This is a genomic window from Arthrobacter sp. Hor0625, assembly GCF_052567525.1.
Genome location: NZ_CP199586.1, coordinates 2220646 through 2240065, shown reverse-complemented (window position 1 = coordinate 2240065; position 19420 = coordinate 2220646). Strand labels below are relative to the sequence as shown.

At 68.9% G+C, this 19420-nt stretch carries 19 protein-coding genes; 6 read left to right on the top strand and 13 right to left on the bottom strand.

Annotation, left to right across the window (positions count from 1 at the left end; translation table 11 throughout):
- Nucleotides 1-717 precede the first annotated feature (717 nt).
- Both ACTWLI_RS10370 and ychF read right to left on the bottom strand, forming a co-directional pair.
- The gene (locus ACTWLI_RS10370) at nucleotides 718-1245 is read right to left on the bottom strand and encodes a hypothetical protein (protein WP_445153786.1); all 528 of its coding nucleotides are present in this window, start codon (nucleotides 1243-1245) and stop codon (nucleotides 718-720) included.
- Between the two features lie 780 nt (nucleotides 1246-2025).
- A complete protein-coding gene (gene ychF, locus ACTWLI_RS10365) occupies nucleotides 2026-3111 on the bottom strand; it encodes a redox-regulated ATPase YchF (RefSeq protein WP_056737910.1) in 1086 nt (361 codons plus the stop codon).
- Nucleotides 3112-3246: 135 nt separating this feature from the next.
- On the opposite strand from ychF, the gene ACTWLI_RS10360 reads away from it, so the two are divergent.
- Complete coding sequence (locus ACTWLI_RS10360; RefSeq protein ID WP_445153785.1) at nucleotides 3247-4491, top strand: DNA recombination protein RmuC; 1245 nt, start codon at nucleotides 3247-3249, stop codon at nucleotides 4489-4491.
- A gap of 72 nt (nucleotides 4492-4563) precedes the next feature.
- Here ACTWLI_RS10360 and ACTWLI_RS10355 read toward each other — a convergent pair whose 3' ends face one another.
- Together ACTWLI_RS10355 and ACTWLI_RS10350 are read right to left on the bottom strand one after the other, a co-directional pair.
- Nucleotides 4564-5655, bottom strand: coding sequence for a 4-hydroxy-3-methylbut-2-enyl diphosphate reductase (locus tag ACTWLI_RS10355; protein WP_445153784.1), 1092 nt, complete (start codon nucleotides 5653-5655; stop codon nucleotides 4564-4566).
- A 23-nt stretch (nucleotides 5656-5678) separates the two neighbouring features.
- A complete protein-coding gene (locus ACTWLI_RS10350) occupies nucleotides 5679-6542 on the bottom strand; it encodes a hypothetical protein (RefSeq protein ID WP_445153783.1) in 864 nt (287 codons plus the stop codon).
- Between the two features lie 185 nt (nucleotides 6543-6727).
- Between ACTWLI_RS10350 and xseA the strand changes: the two genes are divergently transcribed.
- Together xseA and ACTWLI_RS10340 are read left to right on the top strand one after the other, a co-directional pair.
- Nucleotides 6728-8011: an exodeoxyribonuclease VII large subunit gene (xseA, locus tag ACTWLI_RS10345; protein WP_445153782.1), complete on the top strand. Its 1284-nt coding sequence runs from the start codon at nucleotides 6728-6730 to the stop codon at nucleotides 8009-8011.
- Between the two features lie 141 nt (nucleotides 8012-8152).
- A complete protein-coding gene (locus ACTWLI_RS10340) occupies nucleotides 8153-8395 on the top strand; it encodes an exodeoxyribonuclease VII small subunit (RefSeq protein WP_445153781.1) in 243 nt (80 codons plus the stop codon).
- 14 nt (nucleotides 8396-8409) lie between these two features.
- On the opposite strand, the gene ACTWLI_RS10335 is transcribed toward ACTWLI_RS10340, so the two are convergent.
- From ACTWLI_RS10335 to ACTWLI_RS10300, 8 genes are all read right to left on the bottom strand, one after another.
- Entirely contained in the window at nucleotides 8410-9264 is an 855-nt protein-coding gene (locus ACTWLI_RS10335) for a polyphosphate kinase 2 family protein (RefSeq protein WP_445153780.1), read from the bottom strand.
- Nucleotides 9265-9333: 69 nt separating this feature from the next.
- A complete protein-coding gene (locus ACTWLI_RS10330) occupies nucleotides 9334-10554 on the bottom strand; it encodes a pyridoxal phosphate-dependent aminotransferase (protein ID WP_056737904.1) in 1221 nt (406 codons plus the stop codon).
- A 168-nt stretch (nucleotides 10555-10722) separates the two neighbouring features.
- The gene (locus tag ACTWLI_RS10325; RefSeq protein ID WP_445153779.1) at nucleotides 10723-11685 is read right to left on the bottom strand and encodes an ABC transporter substrate-binding protein; all 963 of its coding nucleotides are present in this window, start codon (nucleotides 11683-11685) and stop codon (nucleotides 10723-10725) included.
- A complete protein-coding gene (locus ACTWLI_RS10320; protein ID WP_445153778.1) occupies nucleotides 11682-12428 on the bottom strand; it encodes an ABC transporter permease in 747 nt (248 codons plus the stop codon). The genes ACTWLI_RS10325 and ACTWLI_RS10320 overlap by 4 nt, the downstream gene beginning before the upstream one ends.
- Nucleotides 12425-13126, bottom strand: a complete 702-nt coding sequence (locus ACTWLI_RS10315) for an ABC transporter permease (protein ID WP_445153777.1) — start codon at nucleotides 13124-13126, stop codon at nucleotides 12425-12427. The genes ACTWLI_RS10320 and ACTWLI_RS10315 overlap by 4 nt, the downstream gene beginning before the upstream one ends.
- A complete protein-coding gene (locus tag ACTWLI_RS10310; protein ID WP_445153776.1) occupies nucleotides 13126-14223 on the bottom strand; it encodes an ABC transporter ATP-binding protein in 1098 nt (365 codons plus the stop codon). The genes ACTWLI_RS10315 and ACTWLI_RS10310 overlap by 1 nt, the downstream gene beginning before the upstream one ends.
- Before the next feature lie 215 nt (nucleotides 14224-14438).
- Nucleotides 14439-15617 (bottom strand): ribosome small subunit-dependent GTPase A, encoded by a 1179-nt coding sequence (gene rsgA, locus ACTWLI_RS10305; protein ID WP_445153775.1) that lies wholly within the window; start codon nucleotides 15615-15617, stop codon nucleotides 14439-14441.
- Nucleotides 15618-15862: 245 nt separating this feature from the next.
- Complete coding sequence (locus ACTWLI_RS10300) at nucleotides 15863-16315, bottom strand: NUDIX hydrolase (protein WP_445153774.1); 453 nt, start codon at nucleotides 16313-16315, stop codon at nucleotides 15863-15865.
- Nucleotides 16316-16380: 65 nt separating this feature from the next.
- Here ACTWLI_RS10300 and ACTWLI_RS10295 point away from each other — a divergent pair, with 65 nt between their 5' ends.
- Both ACTWLI_RS10295 and ACTWLI_RS10290 read left to right on the top strand, forming a co-directional pair.
- A complete protein-coding gene (locus ACTWLI_RS10295; protein WP_445153773.1) occupies nucleotides 16381-16905 on the top strand; it encodes a pirin family protein in 525 nt (174 codons plus the stop codon).
- Entirely contained in the window at nucleotides 16809-17393 is a 585-nt protein-coding gene (locus tag ACTWLI_RS10290; protein WP_445153772.1) for a pirin family protein, read from the top strand. The genes ACTWLI_RS10295 and ACTWLI_RS10290 overlap by 97 nt, the downstream gene beginning before the upstream one ends.
- A 6-nt stretch (nucleotides 17394-17399) precedes the next feature.
- Here the strand turns inward: ACTWLI_RS10290 and ACTWLI_RS10285 are convergent, their stop codons facing one another.
- On the bottom strand, nucleotides 17400-18332 hold the full coding sequence (locus ACTWLI_RS10285; protein WP_445153771.1) for an N-acetylglucosamine kinase: 933 nt from the start codon (nucleotides 18330-18332) through the stop codon (nucleotides 17400-17402).
- Between the two features lie 36 nt (nucleotides 18333-18368).
- On the opposite strand from ACTWLI_RS10285, the gene ACTWLI_RS10280 reads away from it, so the two are divergent.
- A complete protein-coding gene (locus tag ACTWLI_RS10280; RefSeq protein WP_445153770.1) occupies nucleotides 18369-19415 on the top strand; it encodes a nitronate monooxygenase in 1047 nt (348 codons plus the stop codon).
- Nucleotides 19416-19420: the final 5 nt, after the last annotated feature.

Here is a 19420-nt window from a genome sequence, read left to right as displayed (position 1 = left end):
TTGAGTTCCATCGACTAGACAACCGGCGGTACCACACGCAACTTGACAGCCGAACCCCGGCCCCGGTCACTTATCCGCCGGAGGTCCTAAGCTCATGAACACGGCGGTCGAGGTCCGTGTCGCCGCGAGTACCCATGGCATTCATAAGATTCGTGCCATCCCGCCACAACTGTTGGTTGCCAGACTCCATCGCTGCAGCGATCACCGGGGCTAACGCCTCGCGCCGAAGATCCCAGTTGTCCGCAACTGGGCGGCCAGCAGGTTGCGGCGAGCCATGCCTCTGCGTGCCGTCGGGTCTGTCCGGAGCTTCCGGTCCGGCGTTATACGCAACGAGGATTAGCGGCAACCGGGGCGATGTCGGTTTCGCCAGTCGATCGATCACCTGCGGCCTCTGACGCCCCTGGACCTTGTATGAGGTCGTTCGAAATTGGGCCAGCCGGAATCCCTACCAACCTTCGTCGGCCGCGGTCTCATTCCGTCCGGTGACAACAGGGGAGCCAAAGCTTGCAGGAAAGAAAGCATTCTACGTATTCGCATGAGACTCGGCTCCCGCCTATCGATCGCACCCTTGAGATCGTCGAGGCGGCCAAAAATTGCGCTTCGAAGGCAACGGTTAACAGACCGAAAGCCCTGTTTCAGCACCAGGCGGGCTCAACTCACATCAGTGACTCCATTTACCCCGCAACATGATTGGGGCTGAGGGGGACGCCTGTGGACTCAGTGAGTTGCGGGTGGAGTCTCTTTCACCTTTTCGATGCTCTTTATGAAGTCATGAAGGGGTTTTGATCCGCCACCGATAGCCAATGAAGTTATTACGACATCCAAGTTTCCCGATACAGCGGTGGCACCGACAGCTTGGAGAAGATACAGCCCCAAGTTCTCGCATAGAAGTACTGCGATAACAAAGGCGAGAGAAGATATCAAAACAGCTCTATTTGCCTTTGCCTGCTTCGAACCTGTGCCAGGGGGCAAAAGTTCAAGGACCCGTTCAATTGCCTGCGCACCAATGTAAAGGCCTGTCGTGAGTATGAAGCCGTCGACAGGCTTGAACGGCGCCTTAGTTTCCGGGATCCACCAAGCGAGCGCTACGCCCAAGGCGAAAACGACGAGTGCAACTAGCCGCGCCCCATTTTCGGCCGACACCTCGTCACCGGAGCCTGCAGCCGGCGGGCTCTCAGGTGATCCCGTTTTGTGCGGATCAGGGGAGAGGCGTTTTGGGGCGAGTGCGTCGGCCAGCGCTGACATGTCGACTCCTCTACGTCAACAACAGACTTTAGGGCTCAGTGAGAATTAGTATGCCCTTGAATCGTGTCGAACGATAGGGACTGCACCCAGTTTTTGTGCGGAAACGGGCTGACAAGACGCCGGATACCGCGAGACCTCGGGAGCCTTTTTGTCGCTCAAGCAAGTGAGCCAGTCGCGTTCCGAAGAACAGCCGGGTGTGGCCGGGATAAAGGACGCCGAGGGTTGCAGGCACCGAAGTTCTCCGGCCGCATCACCTAAGACTAGAATCGCTTCAGTCCATGCAGCAATTGCTTTCAAGCGCGCCTGATAGCGCCGTATTGTTGAGGGGCCGCAGCACCTCTCATCATCGAGGACAACAAGCTTGCTTTCTGGCCATCGCCGCAATGCCCCGCGGTGGCAACAAGTCCACTGATACCGCTACAGCACCCGCCGGTGGCGATTATGTCCATTTGGCGTCCTGCAGACCCTCTGCCCCGGACGTATCCGTACAGCGTACGCCGGCGACTTACGCTCCCGTGCTCCAGTCCCGCTCCTGGACACGGTAGCGGTCGGGCGGCTGGACTCCTCCGGCTCGGGAGTCAGCGGCGGGGGTTGCGCCCTCATCGCCGGTACAAGATGTGCGGATAGTCCCATTGGCTAGAAATACGGAACTGAACCAGAAGTGGATCTGGCTTCACAGCCGGGTCCGGATACGTTCTTTTCTAAGCTCAGGCTCGAGACGGGCTAGCCCAGATCCGCCACGGCTCCTAAAACGAGGGTAGGTGCCCCGTGGGGCCGGAATTACACATTGAACCTAAATTCAACCACGTCGCCGTCGGCCATCACGTATTCCTTGCCCTCGATCCGGACCTTGCCGCGGGCCTTCGCCTCGGCCATGGAACCGGCTTCGATCAGGTCGTCGAAGGAGACGACCTCGGCCTTGATGAAACCGCGCTGGAAGTCGGAGTGGATCACGCCGGCAGCCTGCGGTGCCGTGTCGCCCCGGTGGATGGTCCAGGCGCGCGTCTCCTTCGGGCCGGCGGTGAGGTAGGTCTGCAGGCCGAGGGTGTGGAAGCCCACACGGGCCAGCTGGTCCAGGCCGGACTCTTCCTGGCCGTTCATTTCGAGCATTTCGCGGGCCTCCTCCTCGTCCAGTTCGACGAGGTCGGCCTCGAGCTTGGCGTCGAGGAAGATGCAGTCGGCCGGGGCCACCAGGGCACGCAGCTCTTCCTGCTTCTCGGGGCTGCCCAGGATGCCCTCGTCCACGTTGAAGACGTAGATGAAGGGCTTAGCCGTGAGCAGGCCGAGCTCCTTGAGGTGCTGCATCTCCAGCTTGTCGCTCTTGATCGAGGAGAAGATGGTGTCCCCGCGCTCCAGCACCGCCTGGGCGGCTTTGATGGCAGCCAGTTCGGCGGCCTCGCGCTTCTTGATCTTGACTTCTTTTTCGATCCGCGGGATGGCCTTCTCGATGGTCTGAAGGTCGGCGAGGATCAGCTCGGTGTTGATGGTTTCCATGTCCGAGCGGGGGTCGACCTTGCCGTCGACGTGGATGACGTCGGGGTCATCGAACACGCGGACGACCTGCGCGATGGCCTCGGCCTCGCGGATGTTGGCGAGGAACTGGTTGCCCAGGCCCTCCCCCTCGGAGGCGCCCTTGACGATGCCGGCGATATCCACAAAGGACACAGCAGCCGGAAGCAGGCGGGCGGAACCGAAGATGGCGGCGAGCTTCTCGAGCCGCGGGTCCGGCAGGTTCACGACGCCGACGTTGGGCTCGATCGTCGCGAACGGGTAGTTCGCCGCGAGCACCTGGTTGCGGGTCAGTGCGTTGAAAAGGGTTGATTTGCCGACGTTGGGCAGTCCGACGATGCCAATAGTAAGAGCCACGAGTATTGATTCTACCGGTAATCGGGGCGGTACCCTGCGGCGGCGGGCCGCCGTCCGCCGTCGGCGTCGCTCGGGGATGCCGGCGACCGTGCGTCACTGGCTAAAAGTGTCAGGGGTGCGTGCCAGAGTGAAGGCATGGACGCTTTCGCACTCATTCTCGCCCTGCTGATGCTGCTGACCGGGGCCGTGGCCGGCGCCGCCTTCACCTTTGTCGTCTACCGCCGCCGCACCGCGGCACTGGAACAGGACTTCGACGGCGTCTCGGCCCGGCTTTCGGAGGTCAGCGCCCGGTACGCGGCGGCCGACGCCGAACGCCGCCTGCTCGCGGACCAGAACCGCGAGCTGGGGCAGGCGCGCAGCCAGGACGGCAACGTCCTTCGCGCGCTGGCGCCGGTGGCGGAAAAGCTCACCGCGGTGCAGCAGCAGGTCTCGCTGCTGGAACGGGACCGGCTGGAGCAGTACGGCCAGCTGGCACAGCAGCTGCAGGAGGCCCGGCTCTCCGACGAGCAGCTGCTGCGCTCCACGCACGCCCTGGAATCGGCGCTGCGGTCCAACAGCGCCCGGGGTCAGTGGGGCGAGGTGCAGTTGCGCCGGGTGGTCGAGGCCGCCGGCATGCTGCGGCACGTGGACTTCCACGAGCAGCTGCACAGTTCCGGACAGGGGTCGGAGGGCACCGTCCGGCCCGACCTCGTGGTGCAGTTGCCCGGCGACAAGCAGCTCGTGGTCGACTCGAAGGTGCCGCTGGCGGCCTACCTTGAGGCCCAGGAACTCGGCGCCCCTGCAGGCGGCAGGGCGCCGGCTGGAAGCCTGGGCGGACAGCAGGCGTTGCTGGCCGCCCACGCGAAGGCGCTCAAGGCCCACGTGGACGCCCTGAGCAACAAGAAGTACTGGGACATTCCGGGCAACGCGCCGGAGCTGGTGGTGTGTTTCCTGCCCGCGGAGTCGATCCTGGCCGCGGCGCTCTCAGCGGACCCGGCCCTGCTGGACCACGCTTTGTCCCGGAATGTCGTCCTTGCCTCCCCTGGGACGCTGCTGGCGGTGCTGAAATCGGTGGCCTTCACCTGGCGGCAGGACGTCCTGACCGACAGCGCACGGGAGCTCTTCGAACTCGCGCAGCAGCTCTACGAACGGATGGGAACGCTGGGCGAGAATGTCACGCGTCTCGGCTCGTCGCTGAAGACCTCCGTGGACCGCTACAACTCCTTGGTCGGGACCCTGGAGGCCAGGGTGCTGCCGACAGCCCGGAAACTCAATGCCATGGACACCGCCGGCCTCGTGGCCCCCGCCGCGGTCGAGGTGACGCCGCGTTCCGTGGCGGCTCCCGAGCTGCAGCAGGGTGCCGCCAGCAGCGCGACGGCGGAAGAGGAGCCCGCCGCCTGATCCTGACGTGTCAGCGCTGACCGATCAGTGATGACGGGTCGGGGCCAGGGCCCCGCAGTCAGTACCGCGCGGTCAAGACTGGCGGGGGTTGCGTGCGCCGCGGCCGCCGAGGGCCCGGGAGACGTCACCGGCCTGCTTCAGGGTGGCCCGCAGTTCCTTCGGGAGCGAGAAGAGCAGATCTTCCTCGGCCGTGACGACTTCCTCGACGGTGCCGTAGCCGTAGTCGGCCAGGAGCCGCAGGACGTCCTTGACCAGCACCTCGGGAACCGACGCACCCGAGGTCACGCCGACGGTGGCGACGCCTTCGAACCAGGACTCGTCCACCTCGTTGGCGAAGTCGACCCGGTAGGATGCCTTGGCGCCGTACTCCAGCGCCACCTCCACCAGGCGGACCGAGTTTGAGGAGTTGGCCGAGCCGACGACGATCACGAGGTCCGCCTGCGGCGAGATCTTCTTGATGGCCACCTGCCGGTTGGTCGTGGCGTAGCAGATGTCATCGCTGGGCGGGTCCTGCAGCGTCGGGAAGCGCTCCTTCAGCAGCCGCACGGTCTCCATGGTCTCGTCCACGCTGAGGGTGGTCTGCGAGAGCCAAATGACTTTCTCCGGGTCCCGGACCGTCACCTTGTCCACTTCGTGCGGGCCGTTGATGATCTGGATGTGCTCGGGCGCCTCCCCCGCGGTTCCTTCGACTTCCTCGTGACCGTCGTGGCCGATCAGCAGGATGTCAAAGTCGTCCTTGGCGAACCGGACCGCCTCGCGGTGCACCTTGGTCACCAGCGGGCAGGTGGCGTCGATGGTGCGCAGGCCGCGGTCCTCCGCCGACTGCACGACGGCCGGCGAGACGCCGTGGGCTGAGAAGATCACCAGCGCGCCCTCCGGAACCTCGTCGGTTTCGTCGACGAAGATCGCGCCCTTTTCCTCCAGCGAACTGACCACGTGGACGTTGTGGACGATCTGCTTGCGGACGTAAACCGGCGGGCCGTAGTGCTCGAGGGCCTTCTCCACCGCGATCACGGCGCGGTCCACGCCGGCACAGTAGCCGCGCGGCGCGGCCAGCAGCACCTTCTTGGGGCCGGCCACCGGGGCCGCCGCCAGGACTTCCTCCGGAGTGCGCCGCCGGCGCGGAACGGAGGGCATCGGGATGGATACAGCGGTGGAGGTCATGCCTTCCATGCTACCGGTGTCCGCTACGGGCGGCTGATGGCCGCCCGCTTGCGGCCGCCCACCGCGCCAACCGCAACCCCGGACAGCAGGAGCACGCCCCCGACCACCAGCGCCGCCGTGATCCAGTCTCCAAACCCGGCCGTGGACGCCGCCACGAACTCCCGCTTGAAGATCTCGGCGACGTCGCTGCTGTTCCCGGAACCCTGGACCGCCCGGCCCGCCGCGTCCACGCCCAGCTTCCACACGCCAGCCAGCACAAGGGCGCCCGCGCCGGCCGCGGCAAGGACCGTCCACTTCCGCCGGGCGGCAACGAAAGCCAGCAGGAACGCCACGGCGGCGCCGATGGCCACCGCGGAGCCCATCGGGGCGTAGGCCGTGATCCGCTCGATCAGCTGGCGCTGGTTGGACTGGCCGATCCCGATCCGCACCTCCCCCGGCGCACTCAGCGGCACCGGGGACGCCTCCGAGACCTTCTTCACCACCAAACCCACCAGCGGGGCGACGTCAAAGGTCAGCGAGGTGGTGCCGTCGACGTCGGCGGGCAGCGTGCGCGGGTCCGCAAAGCTCAACCGGTGGCTCCGGCGCAGGGTCTCCGCCCAGGCCTCGGAGTAGCCGGGCATCGACGTCAGCGACTGTGCGGCGTCCTCAAGGACCGGCTTGACGACGGCGGCCAGCGCGTCGGGCAGCTGCTGGTCGCCGAAGGAAATGTTGTTGACGGCCGCGGTCGCCAGCCGGCGCTGGAAGGCGGGGTCCTTGCCCAGCGGCGCGGTCAGGGCCACGAAGCCGTCCTCCTGAACGATGTTGCGGTCCACCCAGATGGCGGGGACCGCTACGGCCGCCATGGCGAGGCCGAGCAGGACCGCGACGGCCGAGACGAATGTGCGCACGAAAGTCTCCTAGGAAAGGGTTGGGAGTAGAGCCATCCTACGGGGGCGCCGGGGCGGGGCCGAAAGCGGGCCGGCCGAAACGTCGGCCCCTGCTGGTAGAGCTATGGATAGAGTTGAAGCAGCTCCCTGACCCACCAAAGGACCACTCCCCATGCACCAGGCACTTCCCGCCGGCGGTGGCCGGCATGTCTGAGAACACCGCCGCCAGCACGCTGCCGCCCACCGCCGCCGACACCAGCCCTGACAACCCCTGGCCGCTGCAGCTGCTCTCCCAAAAGCTCAAGATGCACATCGACCGTGCACCCTCCGCCTGGGTCGAGGGCCAGGTCATCGAGCTCAACCGGCGCGGCACGAACGCCTACCTCACGCTGCGCGACATCGACGCGGAGATCTCGCTGCCCGCCTCGGTGTGGACGAACGTCCTGGACCGCCAGGCCCTGCCGCTGGAGCGCGGTTCCCGGGTGGTGGCCCTGCTCAAGGCCGAGTTCTGGCTGAAGACGGGCCGGCTGAACATGTCCGTGAAGGACATCCGCCCGGTGGGGCTCGGCGACCTGCTGGCCCGGATCGAGCGGCTGCGCCAGGCGCTGGCCGCGGAGGGGCTGTTCGCCGACTCGCGCAAGAAGCGCCTGCCGCTGCTCCCGCACCGGATCGGCCTGATCACCGGCCGTGACTCCGACGCCAAGAAGGATGTCCTCCGCAACGCGGCGCTGCGTTGGCCCGCCGTCGAGTTCGAGATCCGCGAAGTGGCCGTCCAGGGCAACACCGCGGTCTCCCAGGTCATCGGCGCGCTGCGCGAGCTCGACGCCCACCCGGTCGTGGACGTCATTGTGATTGCCCGCGGCGGCGGCGCTCTGGAGGACCTGCTGCCGTTCAGCAGCGAGGAGCTGATCCGTGCCGTCGCCGGCGCGTCCACCCCGGTCGTCAGCGCCATCGGCCACGAGGCGGACCGGCCGATCCTCGACGACGTCGCGGACCTGCGGGCCTCGACGCCCACCGACGCGGCCAAGCGGATCGTGCCCGACGTCGCAGAGGAACTCGCCCGAGTCCGGCAGGCCCGCGACCAGCTGCGGCGCGGGGTGGGCCGGCTGGTCGAACGCGAAGCCGACCGGCTCGCCTCGCTGCGCTCCCGCCCGGTGCTCGCCGCCCCGGAGGGCATGGTCACGGCCCGGCACGACGACGTCGAACGGCTCAAGGGCCGGTCCTTCGCCGCCGTCAGCACCGCGGTGGTGCGGGCGGCGGACCAGCTGGTACACCTGAAAGCCCAGGTACGTGCCCTCTCGCCGCAGAAGACGCTGGACCGGGGCTACGCGGTGGTCCAGCTCGACGACGGCAACGCCGCCCCCGGCGCCCGGCACACCGTGGTGTACCACCCGGACCAGGCCCCGGCGGGCACGGCCCTGGCCGTCCGCGTCGCCGGCGGCAGGTTCACGGCCCGGTCCACGGCCGGGCAGCAGTCCGACGGGGACTGACCGGGCCGCCGGCCCCATCCAGCGGCACCGTTCATCCGGCACCGCCCCATCCAGCAGTACTGTCCCAACCAGCATCCCCGGCCCGCAGCGGCGGCCGGGCCCGGGCCCGCAGTGGTTCCGGTTCAGACAAGGAGCAACAGCATGGCAGCAGAGAACGCGTCGGCCCCCGCACCGGACGCCGACATCGACAAACTCAATTACGAGGAGGCCCGCGAACAGCTCGTGGCCGTGGTGGGCCGGCTGGAAGCCGGGGGCGCCAGCCTCGAAGAGTCACTCGCCCTGTGGGAGCGCGGAGAGGCTTTGGCCAGCCGCTGCGAGGAGTGGCTCGAAGGCGCCCGCAAACGGCTTGCCGCGGCACGGGACAAAGGCGCCCAGCAGGGCTGAGCGCCCGCCGCGGGTTAGGAGCGCTTCACCAGCTCGCGTTCGAGGTCGACGTCGAGCTCCGGTTCGGGCCACTGCAGCGACAGCCCCTCCAGCGCATCCAGCAGCAGCTGCTGGACGGCGATCCGCGCGTACCACTTCTTGTTCGCGGGGACCACGTGCCAGGGCGCGTGCTCGGAGCTGGTCCGCTCAAAGGCGGCCTGGTAGGCGTCCATGTAGTCGTCCCAGAAGGCGCGCTCCTTGAGGTCGTTGCTGCTGTATTTCCACCGCTTCGCCGGGTCCTCCAGCCGGGCGAGGAGCCGCTCCTGCTGCTCTTCGCGGCTGATGTGGAGCATGACCTTGACAATCTTCGTGCCCGCGGCGGACTGCCGGGCCTCAAATTCGTTGATGGAGCGGTACCGGCGTTCCAGTTCCTCCGCGTCCGCCCAGCGGTGCACCCGGTGGATCAGCACGTCCTCGTAGTGGGAGCGGTCGAAGACGCCCACCATTCCGGCGGCCGGCACTTCTTTTTCGATCCGCCAGAGGAAGTCGTAGGACTGTTCCTCCGGGGTGGGGGCCTTGAAGGACTTCAACTGGACGCCCTGGGGGTTCATTTGCCCCATGACGTGGTTGACGATCCCGCCCTTGCCCGCGGTGTCCATCGCCTGCAGGACCAGCAGGACGCGCTTCCTGCCGCCGGACCGTGATTCGGCGAACAGCTGCTCCTGCAGCTGCGTGATCCTGCCGTCGAGCTCCCCCAGCAGCCGCTCGCCGGCGGCCTTGTCGCCGGCGTACCCGGGGGTCGAGCCGGGGTCGAGGTCGAGGAGCTTGAACTTCTTCCCCGCCTTCAGCGTCTCGGAGGGGTGTTCGTCGAAGTTCACGACTTCTTCCATCAAAGCCTCTTTCCGATTCGGGCAGCCGGCCGGCCGGACGTTCGCCCGGCCGCGCTGCTGTCCCGAATCCTAGTTGCCCTGGTACCGGCTCAGGAAGTCTCCCATGCGGTTGATGGCTTCCTCGAGGTCCTTGACGTTCGGCAGGGTCACCATGCGGAAGTGGTCGGGCCGGACCCAGTTGAAGGCCCGTCCATGGGAGACCAGGATCTTCTGCTGGCGCAGCAGGTCCAGGACGAACTTCTCGTCATCGCGGATGTGGTAGACCTCCGGATCGAGGCGCGGGAACAGGTACATCGCCCCGCGGGCCTGCTGCGTGCTGACGCCGGGGATGGCGTTCAGCATGTCGTAGGCCTTGTTGCGCTGCTCCAGCAGCCGTCCGCCGGGCAGGATCAGGTCGTTGATGCTCTGGTAGCCGCCCAAGGCGGTCTGGATGGCGTGCTGCGCCGGCACATTGGCGCACAGCCGCATGTTGGCCAGCAGGTTGATGCCCTCGAGGTAGTCGGCAGCGTCCTTCTTGGGACCGGAGATGGCCATCCACCCGGCCCGGTAGCCGCAGACCCGGTAGGCCTTGGAGAGACCGCTGAAAGTCAGGCAGAGCACGTCGTCGCCGGTAAGGGCGGCCATGTTCACGTGCACGGCATCCTCGTAGAGGATCTTCTCGTAGATCTCGTCGGCGAACAGCACCAGCCCGTGCTTCTCGGCCAGCGCCACGATCTTCCGCAGGGTTTCCTCCGGGTAGACCGCACCGGTGGGGTTGTTCGGGTTGATCACCACAATGCCCTTGGTGCGCGGGGTGATCTTGGATTCGAGGTCCTCCAGGTCGGGCTGCCAGCCGGACTCCTCATCGCAGAGGTAGTGCACGGGCTTCCCCCCGGCCAAGGCCACAGAGGCCGTCCAGAGCGGATAGTCCGGGGTGGGGATGAGGACCTCGTCGCCGTCGTCGAGGAGGGCCATCAGGGACATCGTGATGAGTTCGCTGACGCCGTTGCCGAGGTAGATGTCGTCCACGTGGATGTTCTGGATCCCGCGGGTCTGGTAGTACTGCGAGACGGCCGTGCGGGCCGAGAAGATGCCGCGTGAGTCGCTGTAGCCCTGGGCGTGCGGCAGGTGGCGGATCATGTCCACGAGGATCGCGTCGGGGGCCTCGAAGCCGAAGGGTGCCGGGTTGCCGATGTTCAGCTTGAGGATGCGGTGCCCTTCCGCTTCCATCTGCTGGGCAGCCTGCAGAATCGGTCCACGGATGTCGTAGAGGACATTATGAAGCTTGGTGGACTGCTTGAAATCTGCCATTTATCAAATATGCCATATGGCGGATGTACTTCCGCTGAGACTTGCCTCACAGCGGAGCGCGGCCCGGGGCGGGACCGACGACGGCGGCTGCCGGATGCAACGACGGCGGCTGCCGGTCCCGGGCGCGCCCGGGTCCGGCAGCCGCCGTCGGACTGTCAGGGACCGTGCTTACTTAGCCAGGCCCTTGTCCTTGAGCCAGGCGGCCGCGGCGTCCTTCGGGTTCTGCTTCTCACTGCCGCCGACCGCGCGGTTGAGGTTGATCAGGTCCTCGGTGGTCAGCTGCTTGGAGACGGCGTTCAGCGCCTCCTTGGCCTTGTCGGTCATCTTGGCCTTGTTGTACAGCGGCAGGACCTGCTGGGCGATGAAGTTGTTCTTCGGGTCCTCCAGCACCACCAGGTCGTTGTCCGCGATGGCCGGGGTAGTCGTGTAGATGTCGGCCACCTGCACCTGGTCCGAGAGCAGGGCCTTGACCGTCACCGGCCCGCCGCCGTCGCTGAAGGGCTCCAGCTTCTTGGGCACGCAGTTGTAGTTCTTCTTCAGGCCCGGCAGGCCGTAGGCGCGTTCGGCGAAGGTGGCGGGGGCGCCGACGACGATCTCGCTGCAGACCTTGGCCAGGTCCTCGATGGACTTCAGCTGATACTTTTCCGCGGTGGCCTTGGTGACCACCATGGCGTCCTTGTCCTCGGCCTTGGCCGCGTCCAGCACGGCCAGGCCCTCGGGCAGCTTGCCCGGCAGGGCCTTGGCAATGTCCTCGGCGGAGATCTCGGTCGCGTCCTTGTTGACGTGCAGCAGCAGGTTGCCGCTGTAGTCCGGGATGACGTCCACGGAGCCGTCCTGCACGGCCTTGAAGTAGACCTCGCGGGAACCGATGTTCGGCTTGGTGCTGGCCGTCACCCCGGCGGCGTTGAGCGCCCCGGCGTAGAGTTCGGCGATGATCTGGCTCTCGGTGAAGTCCGCCGAGCCGATGACGAGGGCGCCGCCGGCCGCGGCGGAGGAGCCGCCGCTGGCGGGTGCCGAGGACAGCGGGTCGGACGAGCCCCCGCAGGCGGACAGGGCCAGGGCCACGCCGACGCCGGCGGCCAGGCCGCCGAATGCGCGCCTGCCCAGTGCTCGATGACGGATTTCCTTCATGACGTACCTCCTTGGACAACAGTCTCCGCGGTCGCGGGGTCTGTGAGCTCAACCGCTGCCTGCCGGCTGCGGTTTGGTTTACGGGCGGCCCCGCGGGAGAGGATGAGCCGCTGGAACAGGACGAGGACCAGATCGACGGCGATGGCCAGCCCGGCGATGAGCAACGAACCGCCCAGCATCTGCGGGAAGTCCGAGAGCACCAGCCCGTCGAAGAGATAACGGCCCAGGCCGCCGAGGTTGATGTAGGCCACCACCGACACCGTGGCGATCACCTGCAGCACGCCGGTGCGGAACCCGCCGAACATCACCGGCAGGGCGTTGGGGAACTCGGCCCGGAACAGCACCTGCAGTTCGGTCATGCCCATGGCGCGGGCGGCGTCGACCACGGTCCGGTCGACGCTGGAGATGCCCGCGTAGGTGCCCGCCAGCAGCGGCGGCACGGTCAGGATCACCAGGGCCCAGACCGGGGGCATCAGCCCGATGCCGGCCAGCAGCACAAACAGGGTCAGCAGGCCCAGGGTCGGCAGCGCCCGCAGCGCGCCGGCCAGGGCGACCACCGCCACCCGGCCCCGGCCGGTGTGGCCGACGTAGAGCCCCACGGGGACCGCGATGGCCACCGCGATCAGCATGATCAGGCCGGTGTATTGCAGGTGCTCGGCGAGACGGACCGGGATGCCGGTGCTGCCGGCCCAGTTCTCGCCGTCGGCGAGCCAGGCGAACGTGTCGGAAAAAACGTTGCTCATGCGGAGGCTCCCGCCGGGGTGCCGGCCGGGCTGCGGTCCGCCGCCGCGGTGCCGGATTTCCCGCGGCCCGGCCGGGTCCAAGGCGTCAGAAGCCGTTCCAGCAGAACCAGCACGGCGTCCATCAGCAGGGCCAGGACCAGGATGGCAATGATGCCCACCACTACTTCGGTGACGAAGTCGCGCTGCAGGCCGGCGGTGAACAGCATGCCAAGGTTTCCGATGCCCAGCAGGGCGGCGACACTGACCAGGGAGATATTGCTGACCGAGACCACGCGCAGGCCGGCGAACAGCACCGGCAGGGACAGCGGAAGGTCGATCTGCAGAAACCGGGCCAGCGGTTTGTAGCCCATGGCCACAGCGGCCTGCTGCAGGTCCTCGTCAACGGAGTCAAAGGCGTCCAGGGCGGCGCGGACCAGGAGCGCGACGGCGTAGATCGTCAGGGCGGTCACGACGTTGGCCGGGTCCAGGATCCGGGTCCCGAGGATGGTGGGCAGGATGATGAACAGCGCCAGCGACGGGATGGTGTACAGCAGCGAGGACGCGGTCAGGATGACCGTGCGCAGGGTCCGGTTCCGCCGGGCGAGCTGGGCCAGTGGAATGGAGACGAGCAGGCCGAGGACCATCGGCAGGACCGCCAGGACCAAGTGCTGGCCGGCGAGGCTGAAAACCTGCCCGCTGTTGGCCAGGAACCATTCCATCAGCCCACGCCCTGCCGGAGCCGGCGGCCAGCCTCGACCACGGTGAGCACTTCATCGGCCGTGATCACTCCCGCCACCCGGCCGTCGGAGTCGACGGCGACGCCCAGCCCGGACGGGGAAGACAGCGCCGCGTCGAGGGCGCGGCGAAGGGTCTCCCCTTTGCGGAACAGGGACCCGCCGGGAACGATCGCGGTGCCAGCGCCCGGAGCGCACCAGCCCAGCGGGCGGCCCCCGTCGTCGACGACGAGCTGCCACCGGTCGGCAGCGGCGCGGTCCGGGCCGTCGAGCTCGCCGGTGCGGACGGTGTCCACCGGGTGGATCGTGACGCCGTCGGACGGGCTGAACGCGAGGTGCCGGAAGCCCCGGTCGCGGCCGACGAAGGAGGCGACGAAGTCGTTCGCGGGGGCCCGCAGGATTTCCTCGGGCGTCGCGTACTGCGCCAGTTTCCCGCCCTCGGCGAACACAGCCACCTTGTCCCCCAGCACCGTGGCTTCGTCAATGTCGTGGGTGACGAACACGATGGTTTTGGCCAGGTCCCGTTGCAGGCGCAGCAGTTCCTTCTGCAGTTCGTCCCGCACCACCGGATCCACCGCGCTGAAGGGCTCGTCCATCAGCAGCACCGGCGGGTCGGCGGCCAGCGCCCGGGCCACGCCGACGCGCTGCTGCTGGCCGCCGGAAAGCTGGGAAGGGTAGCGCCGGCCCAGATCAGGGTCGAGGCCGACGACGTCGAGCAGTTCGCGGGACCGCTGGCGTGCGGCGGCCCGGGACACCCCGTTCAGGCGGGGGACGGTGGCGATGTTGTCGAGCACGGACCGGTGCGGCATCAGCCCGGCCGACTGCATCACGTATCCCATGGAGCGGCGCAGCTGTGCCGCCGGCACGGAGGTGACGTCCCGCCCGTCGACGGTGATGGTGCCGGAGGTGGGCTCGACCATGCGGTTGATCATCCGCAGCGAGGTGGTCTTGCCGCAGCCGGACGGACCGACTAAGACCGTGATTTTGCCCTTGTCGATGGACATGGTGAGGTCATCGACCGCGGGCTGGCCGCCCTGGTATGTCTTGGTAACGCTCTGGAACTCGATCATGGCCTCTGCCATTCCGGGCTTACCTAACTGTTGGCGGCAACATAGGACGGTCCAGCCAGCTGATCATATGCACGCTGATTTTTGGCTGTAAAGCGGGTAGGACCCAGCGTAGCCGCCACCGCCGGCAATGCCGGCACCGGCCCGGGGCTCCCCCGGGCCGCTGCCGGCGGCGGCCGCACTACGACTGGCATTCGGCGCCGCGCTGCACGCGGATGGGCGGCGCGGCGCTAAAGCTCCCCGGCGGGGCCCCGTCCGCCGTCCCGCCCCCGGGTTTTCGCCTTCCCCGAGCCGCTCTTCGAGCCCCTGCCCGGCTGCTCGTGGCTGAACCGCTCGGCGGCCCGCTGGCTCCGGCTGGCCACCACTACTTTCTGGTGCCACTCGCGCTGGTATGCCCTCCGGGCCGCGGCGTCATGCCGCCGCGCCAGGGCCGCCAGCTCCCGCTGCATCTTGAGGTAGCTCGCCCAGCGGCGGTCGTCGAGGACCCCGTCCGCGTGCGCGGCCTGCACGGCGCAGCCGGGTTCCCTGCCGTGCGCGCAGTCGGCGAACCGGCACTGCGCGAAGAGCTCCTCCAGATCCCCGAAGACCTCGTCCAGGCCGTCCTCGGCGTCGAACAGCCCGAAGCCGCGTACCCCGGGCGTGTCCATCAGGACCGAACCGCCGGGCAGCGGAACCAGTTCCCGGGAGGTTGTGGTGTGCCGGCCCTTGCCGTCACCGGCCCGGACCGCGCCGGTCTCCTGTGCCTCAAAACCGACGAGGGCGTTGATCAGGGTGGACTTACCGGCACCCGAGGGGCCCAGCAGCACGATGGTCCCGCCTGGGGGAAGGTGGGCCAGCAACTCGTCGAGGCCGTCGCCCTGCTCGGCAGAGGTGGTGACCACGTCGACGCCCGCGGCCTGCAGCATGACCTGCCCGACGACGTCGTCTGCCACATCGGCGAGGTCCGCCTTGGTGATGACCACCAGCGGGGTGGCCCCGGAATCCCAGGCGGCCACGAGGGTCCGTTCGAGCCTGTTGTGCGTCAGCGGACGGTCCACCGGCACGACCACCCCGACGATGTCCATGTTGGCGCCGAGCACCTGCGCCTCGGAGGATGCCTCGAAGGCGCGCTTGCGGCTCAGCTCCGAGCGGCGCGGCAGCACGCCCACGATGGCCGGTTCGCCGGCGGTGTTGCTGCCGAGCCAGACCCAGTCGCCGGTGGCCGGGACCGGGCCGGAGCGGGGGTAGGGCAGGTGGGATTGGCCGTTGTGGTCCGCGACGAGGACGAGGTTGCGGTCCACCCGTACGACGCGGCCGGCGGCCGTGCCGCCGGGTACGGGGTTGGCGGCGTAAAGCTCCGCGACGGCGTCGGTGAAACCGTAACGGGCCGGCCCTGCGAGGCCGGAGTGGTGACTGAACTGAATTTTCAATGGAAGCCCTTTTGATGGGCCCCGGAGGAGTATCGCCCGCTGCGGTCGAAAAGGACCGGTTCAGCTGATGGCTAGGAGTGGCGGGCGGCCGGGGCAGGAGTAATGACGTGGCTGGGTGTGCGCTGGGCGCGCAGTTCCGTTGCATTCATTGCTTCCACCTCCCCGGTCGGCTGGCTCGTCCGCAGCCTCTGCGGCCGCGGTTTCCCTAGCGTAACCGCACCCGGGGGCTGCTGGCTAGGAGTTTTTCAGGCGAGTTTGCCGTCCAGTGGACGCTCGCGGTACAGCCGCAGCGCGGCGTCCACCAGCGAGACCCGGTTCAGGGCCGCCACCTCGGCCAGCGGGATCCAGGCGGCATGCGTGGTGCTGCCCCCGACCTCGTGCCGCAACTCCCCGCCGGTGATGCTCGCCTCGTACACCAGCCGCAGGGACTGGAAGTCCCGCCGGCCGCCGTCGAGCCGGCTCTCGGCGGGCCAGTACCCGACGTCGATCCCCAGCATCGCGCCGATCTGCGCGTGGTAGCCGGTCTCCTCGAAGATCTCCCGGCGGCAGCCGTCCACGGGGTGTTCAGCCAGGTCCAGGCCGCCGCCGGGCAGCGTCCAGCCCTCGCGGCCGCCCTGCTTCCAGTAGGCCAGCAGGAGGGAGTCCTCCCGGATGACCACGCCGTAGGCGGCGGGACGGGTGTCGAATGCCAGAGTCATTGATCCAGCGTAACGGCGCAGGACCGCCCCTGCCGTCCGGCGCCTCCGGGCCCTAGAGTTTGAGGGTGACCAACCTTGAACTTCGCCCGCCTGAAGAAGTCTGCCCCGCCGCCCACAGCGTCGAGGGTTCCGCGAGCGGGCCCTGCCTGCAGCTGTGGCCGGCACGGGAGGTGCCGCTGGGCGGAGTCCGCGCCATGAACGTCTCCCGGACCCTGCCCCAGCGCGGGCTGCCCACGGTGGGCGCGTGGTGTTTCCTGGACAGTTTCGGTCCCGACCGGGTCGCCATGTCCGTGCTGCCGCATCCGCACACCGGCCTGCAGACGGTCACCTGGCCGCTGGCCGGAACCATCCGGCACCGCGACAGCGTGGGCAGCGACGTACTGGTCAGGCCGGGTGAGCTGAACATCATGACCGCGGGCCGCGGGAGGTACCCGGCAACGGGGCACCCGCCGGGCCGCCGGAGGTACCGGTCCAGCGCGGACTGCAGCTGTGGGTGGCGCTGCCGGATTCCGAACGCCACCGCCCGCCTGCGTTCGAACAGCACCGCGAGCTGCCGGTGGTCCGCGGGGCGGGGTTCACCGCCACCGTGATGGTCGGCTCGCTGGCGGGAGCCACGTCGCCGGCCACGGTGTACTCCCCGATCGTCGGGGCGGACATCAGCGCCGCCGGCCCGGTCAGCCTGCCGTTGGATCCGGAGTTCGAGCACGCCGTGCTGGTGCTCGACGGCAGCCTGCGGCTGGACGGGCAGGAGGTCGGGCCCGGGCCGCTGGGCTACCTTGGCTCCGGACGCCGCAGCCTGGAGCTCGAAGCCGCCCCGGAGACCCGCTTTGTGCTGCTGGGCGGGGAACCGTTCGAAGAGGAACTGCTGATGTGGTGGAACTTCGTGGGCCGCAGCCACGACGAGGTGGCGCAGGCGCGGCTGGACTGGGAAGCCCAGGCCGGCCTGACCGACGCGGAGGCTGCCGGTGCGCGGTTCGGGCTGGTGCACGGGCACGACCCCGACGCCGGCGCGGAGGCCGGCCGGATCCCCGCTCCCCCGTTGCCCGGGGTGCCGTTGCGCCCCCGGCGCCGCCGCTGACCCGCCCTAGCCCTGTTCGGCGACGAGCTGCAGCACCCCGAAGACCGGTTCCTGCCGCAGGACCCGCACGTCGGTGATCCCGGCCGCGGCCAGCGCCGCCCGGAAAGCGTCCTGCAGCCGCACCACGTTCATGCCCAGGCCGCTGCCCAGGATGACCGGCCCGTCGATGCCCAGTTGCCGGACCGCCTGTTCGGCGAGGGCGGCCAGGTCACGGCCGGCGAGGTCGATCAGCGCCTGGCTCGCGGCATGGCCGGCGTCGGCGGCTTCCACCACCAGCCGTGCCCGCTGGGCCCAGTAGCGGCGGCCGGTTTCAGGCGAGTGGAACAGGGCGATCAGCTTGTTCGGGTGGTCGACGCCGCAGGAGGCCAGCAGCGCCCGGGTAAGTTCATCGGGCTCCAGCCCCTGGTTCATTCGGCGCAGGCTGTGGCGGACGGCCTCGCGGCCGAGCCAGTAGCCGCTGCCCTCGTCGCCAAGGAGGTAGCCCCAGCCGCCGGCGCGGGCCTCGGCGCCGGCGCTGTTGCGGCCCCACGCGGCCGAGCCGGTCCCGGCGATCACGGCCACGCCCGTGCTGGCGCCCCCGGCCGCCAGCAACAGGCGGGAATCGTGCACCACGGTGACCTTGGCACCGGGCACGTGCGGGGCGATCAGCGCGGCGAGCGCCGCGGCGTCGTCGTCGGTGTCGATGCCGCCGGCGCCGGCGTAGACCTGGGCGATGTCGCCGCCGCCGATCCGTGCGAACAGTTCGGCGAGGTTGCGGGCAGCCACGTCGGGGGTCACGTTCTGTACGTTCGCGCTGCCCACCGATTCGTCCGCCACCGGGACACCGGATTCGAACCGGACCCCGCGGGTCTTGGTGCCGCCGATATCGAGGCCGATCACGGCGCCGGCACCGGTGGAGGAGGCGGGATCCGCAGGGGCCGGGATGTCAGAATGAGTCACCGGAACAGCCTACTGAATCACTGACAGGAGCGAGCAATGCCGCAGGACATCTTCGGTACCCCGGTCATCGCCGCGCCGATGGCGGGCGGTACCTCCACGCCCGGCTTCGTTGCCGCCGTCCACGCGGCCGGGGGCCTGGGCTTCCTGGCTGCCGGCTACAAGGACGCCGCGGCCATGCTGGCGGACATCCGGACCGCCCGGGATGCCGGCGCCCGGTTCGGGATGAACGTCTTCGTGCCGGACCCCGCTCAGCTGGACCCGTCCGCCGCCAGCCGCGCCGAGCTGGAAGAGTACCGCCGGCGCCTCCGCCCCGACGCCCTGCGCTACGGCGTGGATCTTCCGCCGCTGCGCTTCGATGACGATGACGCCTGGACGGACAAGATCGACGCGCTGCTCGCCGACCCGGTGGAACTGGTCAGTTTCACGTTCGGGCTCCCGGGCCGGGAGACGGTCAGGGCCCTGCAACGGGCCGGGTCCGCCGTCCTGGCCACGGTCACGACCACGGCCGAGGCGGCGCGCGCCGCCGAACAGGGCGTGGACGCCCTGGTGGTCCAGCACGCTTCCGCCGGTGGCCACAGCGCGGCGTTCGGGCCGGAGCCCGCCGGGCCGGGACGCGCTGCGGCCGCCGGAGGCCAGGCGACGACGGCGGGCCTCGTCGCGGCGGTGCGCGCCGCCGTCGCGCTGCCCCTCGTTGGAGCCGGGGGCATCATGGACGCCGCCGGCGTGCGGTCGGTCCGGGCCGCGGGAGCCGTCGCGGCGCAGCTGGGCACCGCGTTCCTGCGCACGGAGGAAAGCGGCGCCCGCACGCTGCACAAGGATGCCCTGGCCAGCCCGCACTTCACTGAAACGGCGTTGACCCGTGCCTTCACCGGCCGGCAGGCCCGGGCGCTGGTCAATGAGTTTGTCCGGGACCATCGGGACGCTCCGGAGGGTTACCCCGCCGTGCACCACCTGACCGCCCCGCTGCGCGCCGCGGCTGCCGCCGCCGGGGATGCCGAGCGGCTGAACCTGTGGGCCGGAACCGGGTGGCAGCAGGCCCGGGCCGGTTCCGTCGCGGAGGTCCTGGCCAGGCTGCTGGACTGACACCT

Coding starts and splice junctions, on each gene's coding strand:
- ACTWLI_RS10370 (WP_445153786.1), bottom strand. CDS start 1,245: ATGTCAGCGCTGGCCGACGCACTCGCCCCAAAACGCCTCTCCCCTGAT.
- ACTWLI_RS10360 (WP_445153785.1), top strand. CDS start 3,247: ATGGACGCTTTCGCACTCATTCTCGCCCTGCTGATGCTGCTGACCGGG.
- ACTWLI_RS10355 (WP_445153784.1), bottom strand. CDS start 5,655: ATGACCTCCACCGCTGTATCCATCCCGATGCCCTCCGTTCCGCGCCGG.
- xseA (WP_445153782.1), top strand. CDS start 6,728: ATGTCTGAGAACACCGCCGCCAGCACGCTGCCGCCCACCGCCGCCGAC.
- ACTWLI_RS10340 (WP_445153781.1), top strand. CDS start 8,153: ATGGCAGCAGAGAACGCGTCGGCCCCCGCACCGGACGCCGACATCGAC.
- ACTWLI_RS10335 (WP_445153780.1), bottom strand. CDS start 9,264: ATGGAAGAAGTCGTGAACTTCGACGAACACCCCTCCGAGACGCTGAAG.
- ACTWLI_RS10330 (WP_056737904.1), bottom strand. CDS start 10,554: ATGGCAGATTTCAAGCAGTCCACCAAGCTTCATAATGTCCTCTACGAC.
- ACTWLI_RS10325 (WP_445153779.1), bottom strand. CDS start 11,685: ATGAAGGAAATCCGTCATCGAGCACTGGGCAGGCGCGCATTCGGCGGC.
- ACTWLI_RS10320 (WP_445153778.1), bottom strand. CDS start 12,428: ATGAGCAACGTTTTTTCCGACACGTTCGCCTGGCTCGCCGACGGCGAG.
- ACTWLI_RS10315 (WP_445153777.1), bottom strand. CDS start 13,126: ATGGAATGGTTCCTGGCCAACAGCGGGCAGGTTTTCAGCCTCGCCGGC.
- ACTWLI_RS10310 (WP_445153776.1), bottom strand. CDS start 14,223: ATGGCAGAGGCCATGATCGAGTTCCAGAGCGTTACCAAGACATACCAG.
- ACTWLI_RS10300 (WP_445153774.1), bottom strand. CDS start 16,315: ATGACTCTGGCATTCGACACCCGTCCCGCCGCCTACGGCGTGGTCATC.
- ACTWLI_RS10280 (WP_445153770.1), top strand. CDS start 18,369: ATGCCGCAGGACATCTTCGGTACCCCGGTCATCGCCGCGCCGATGGCG.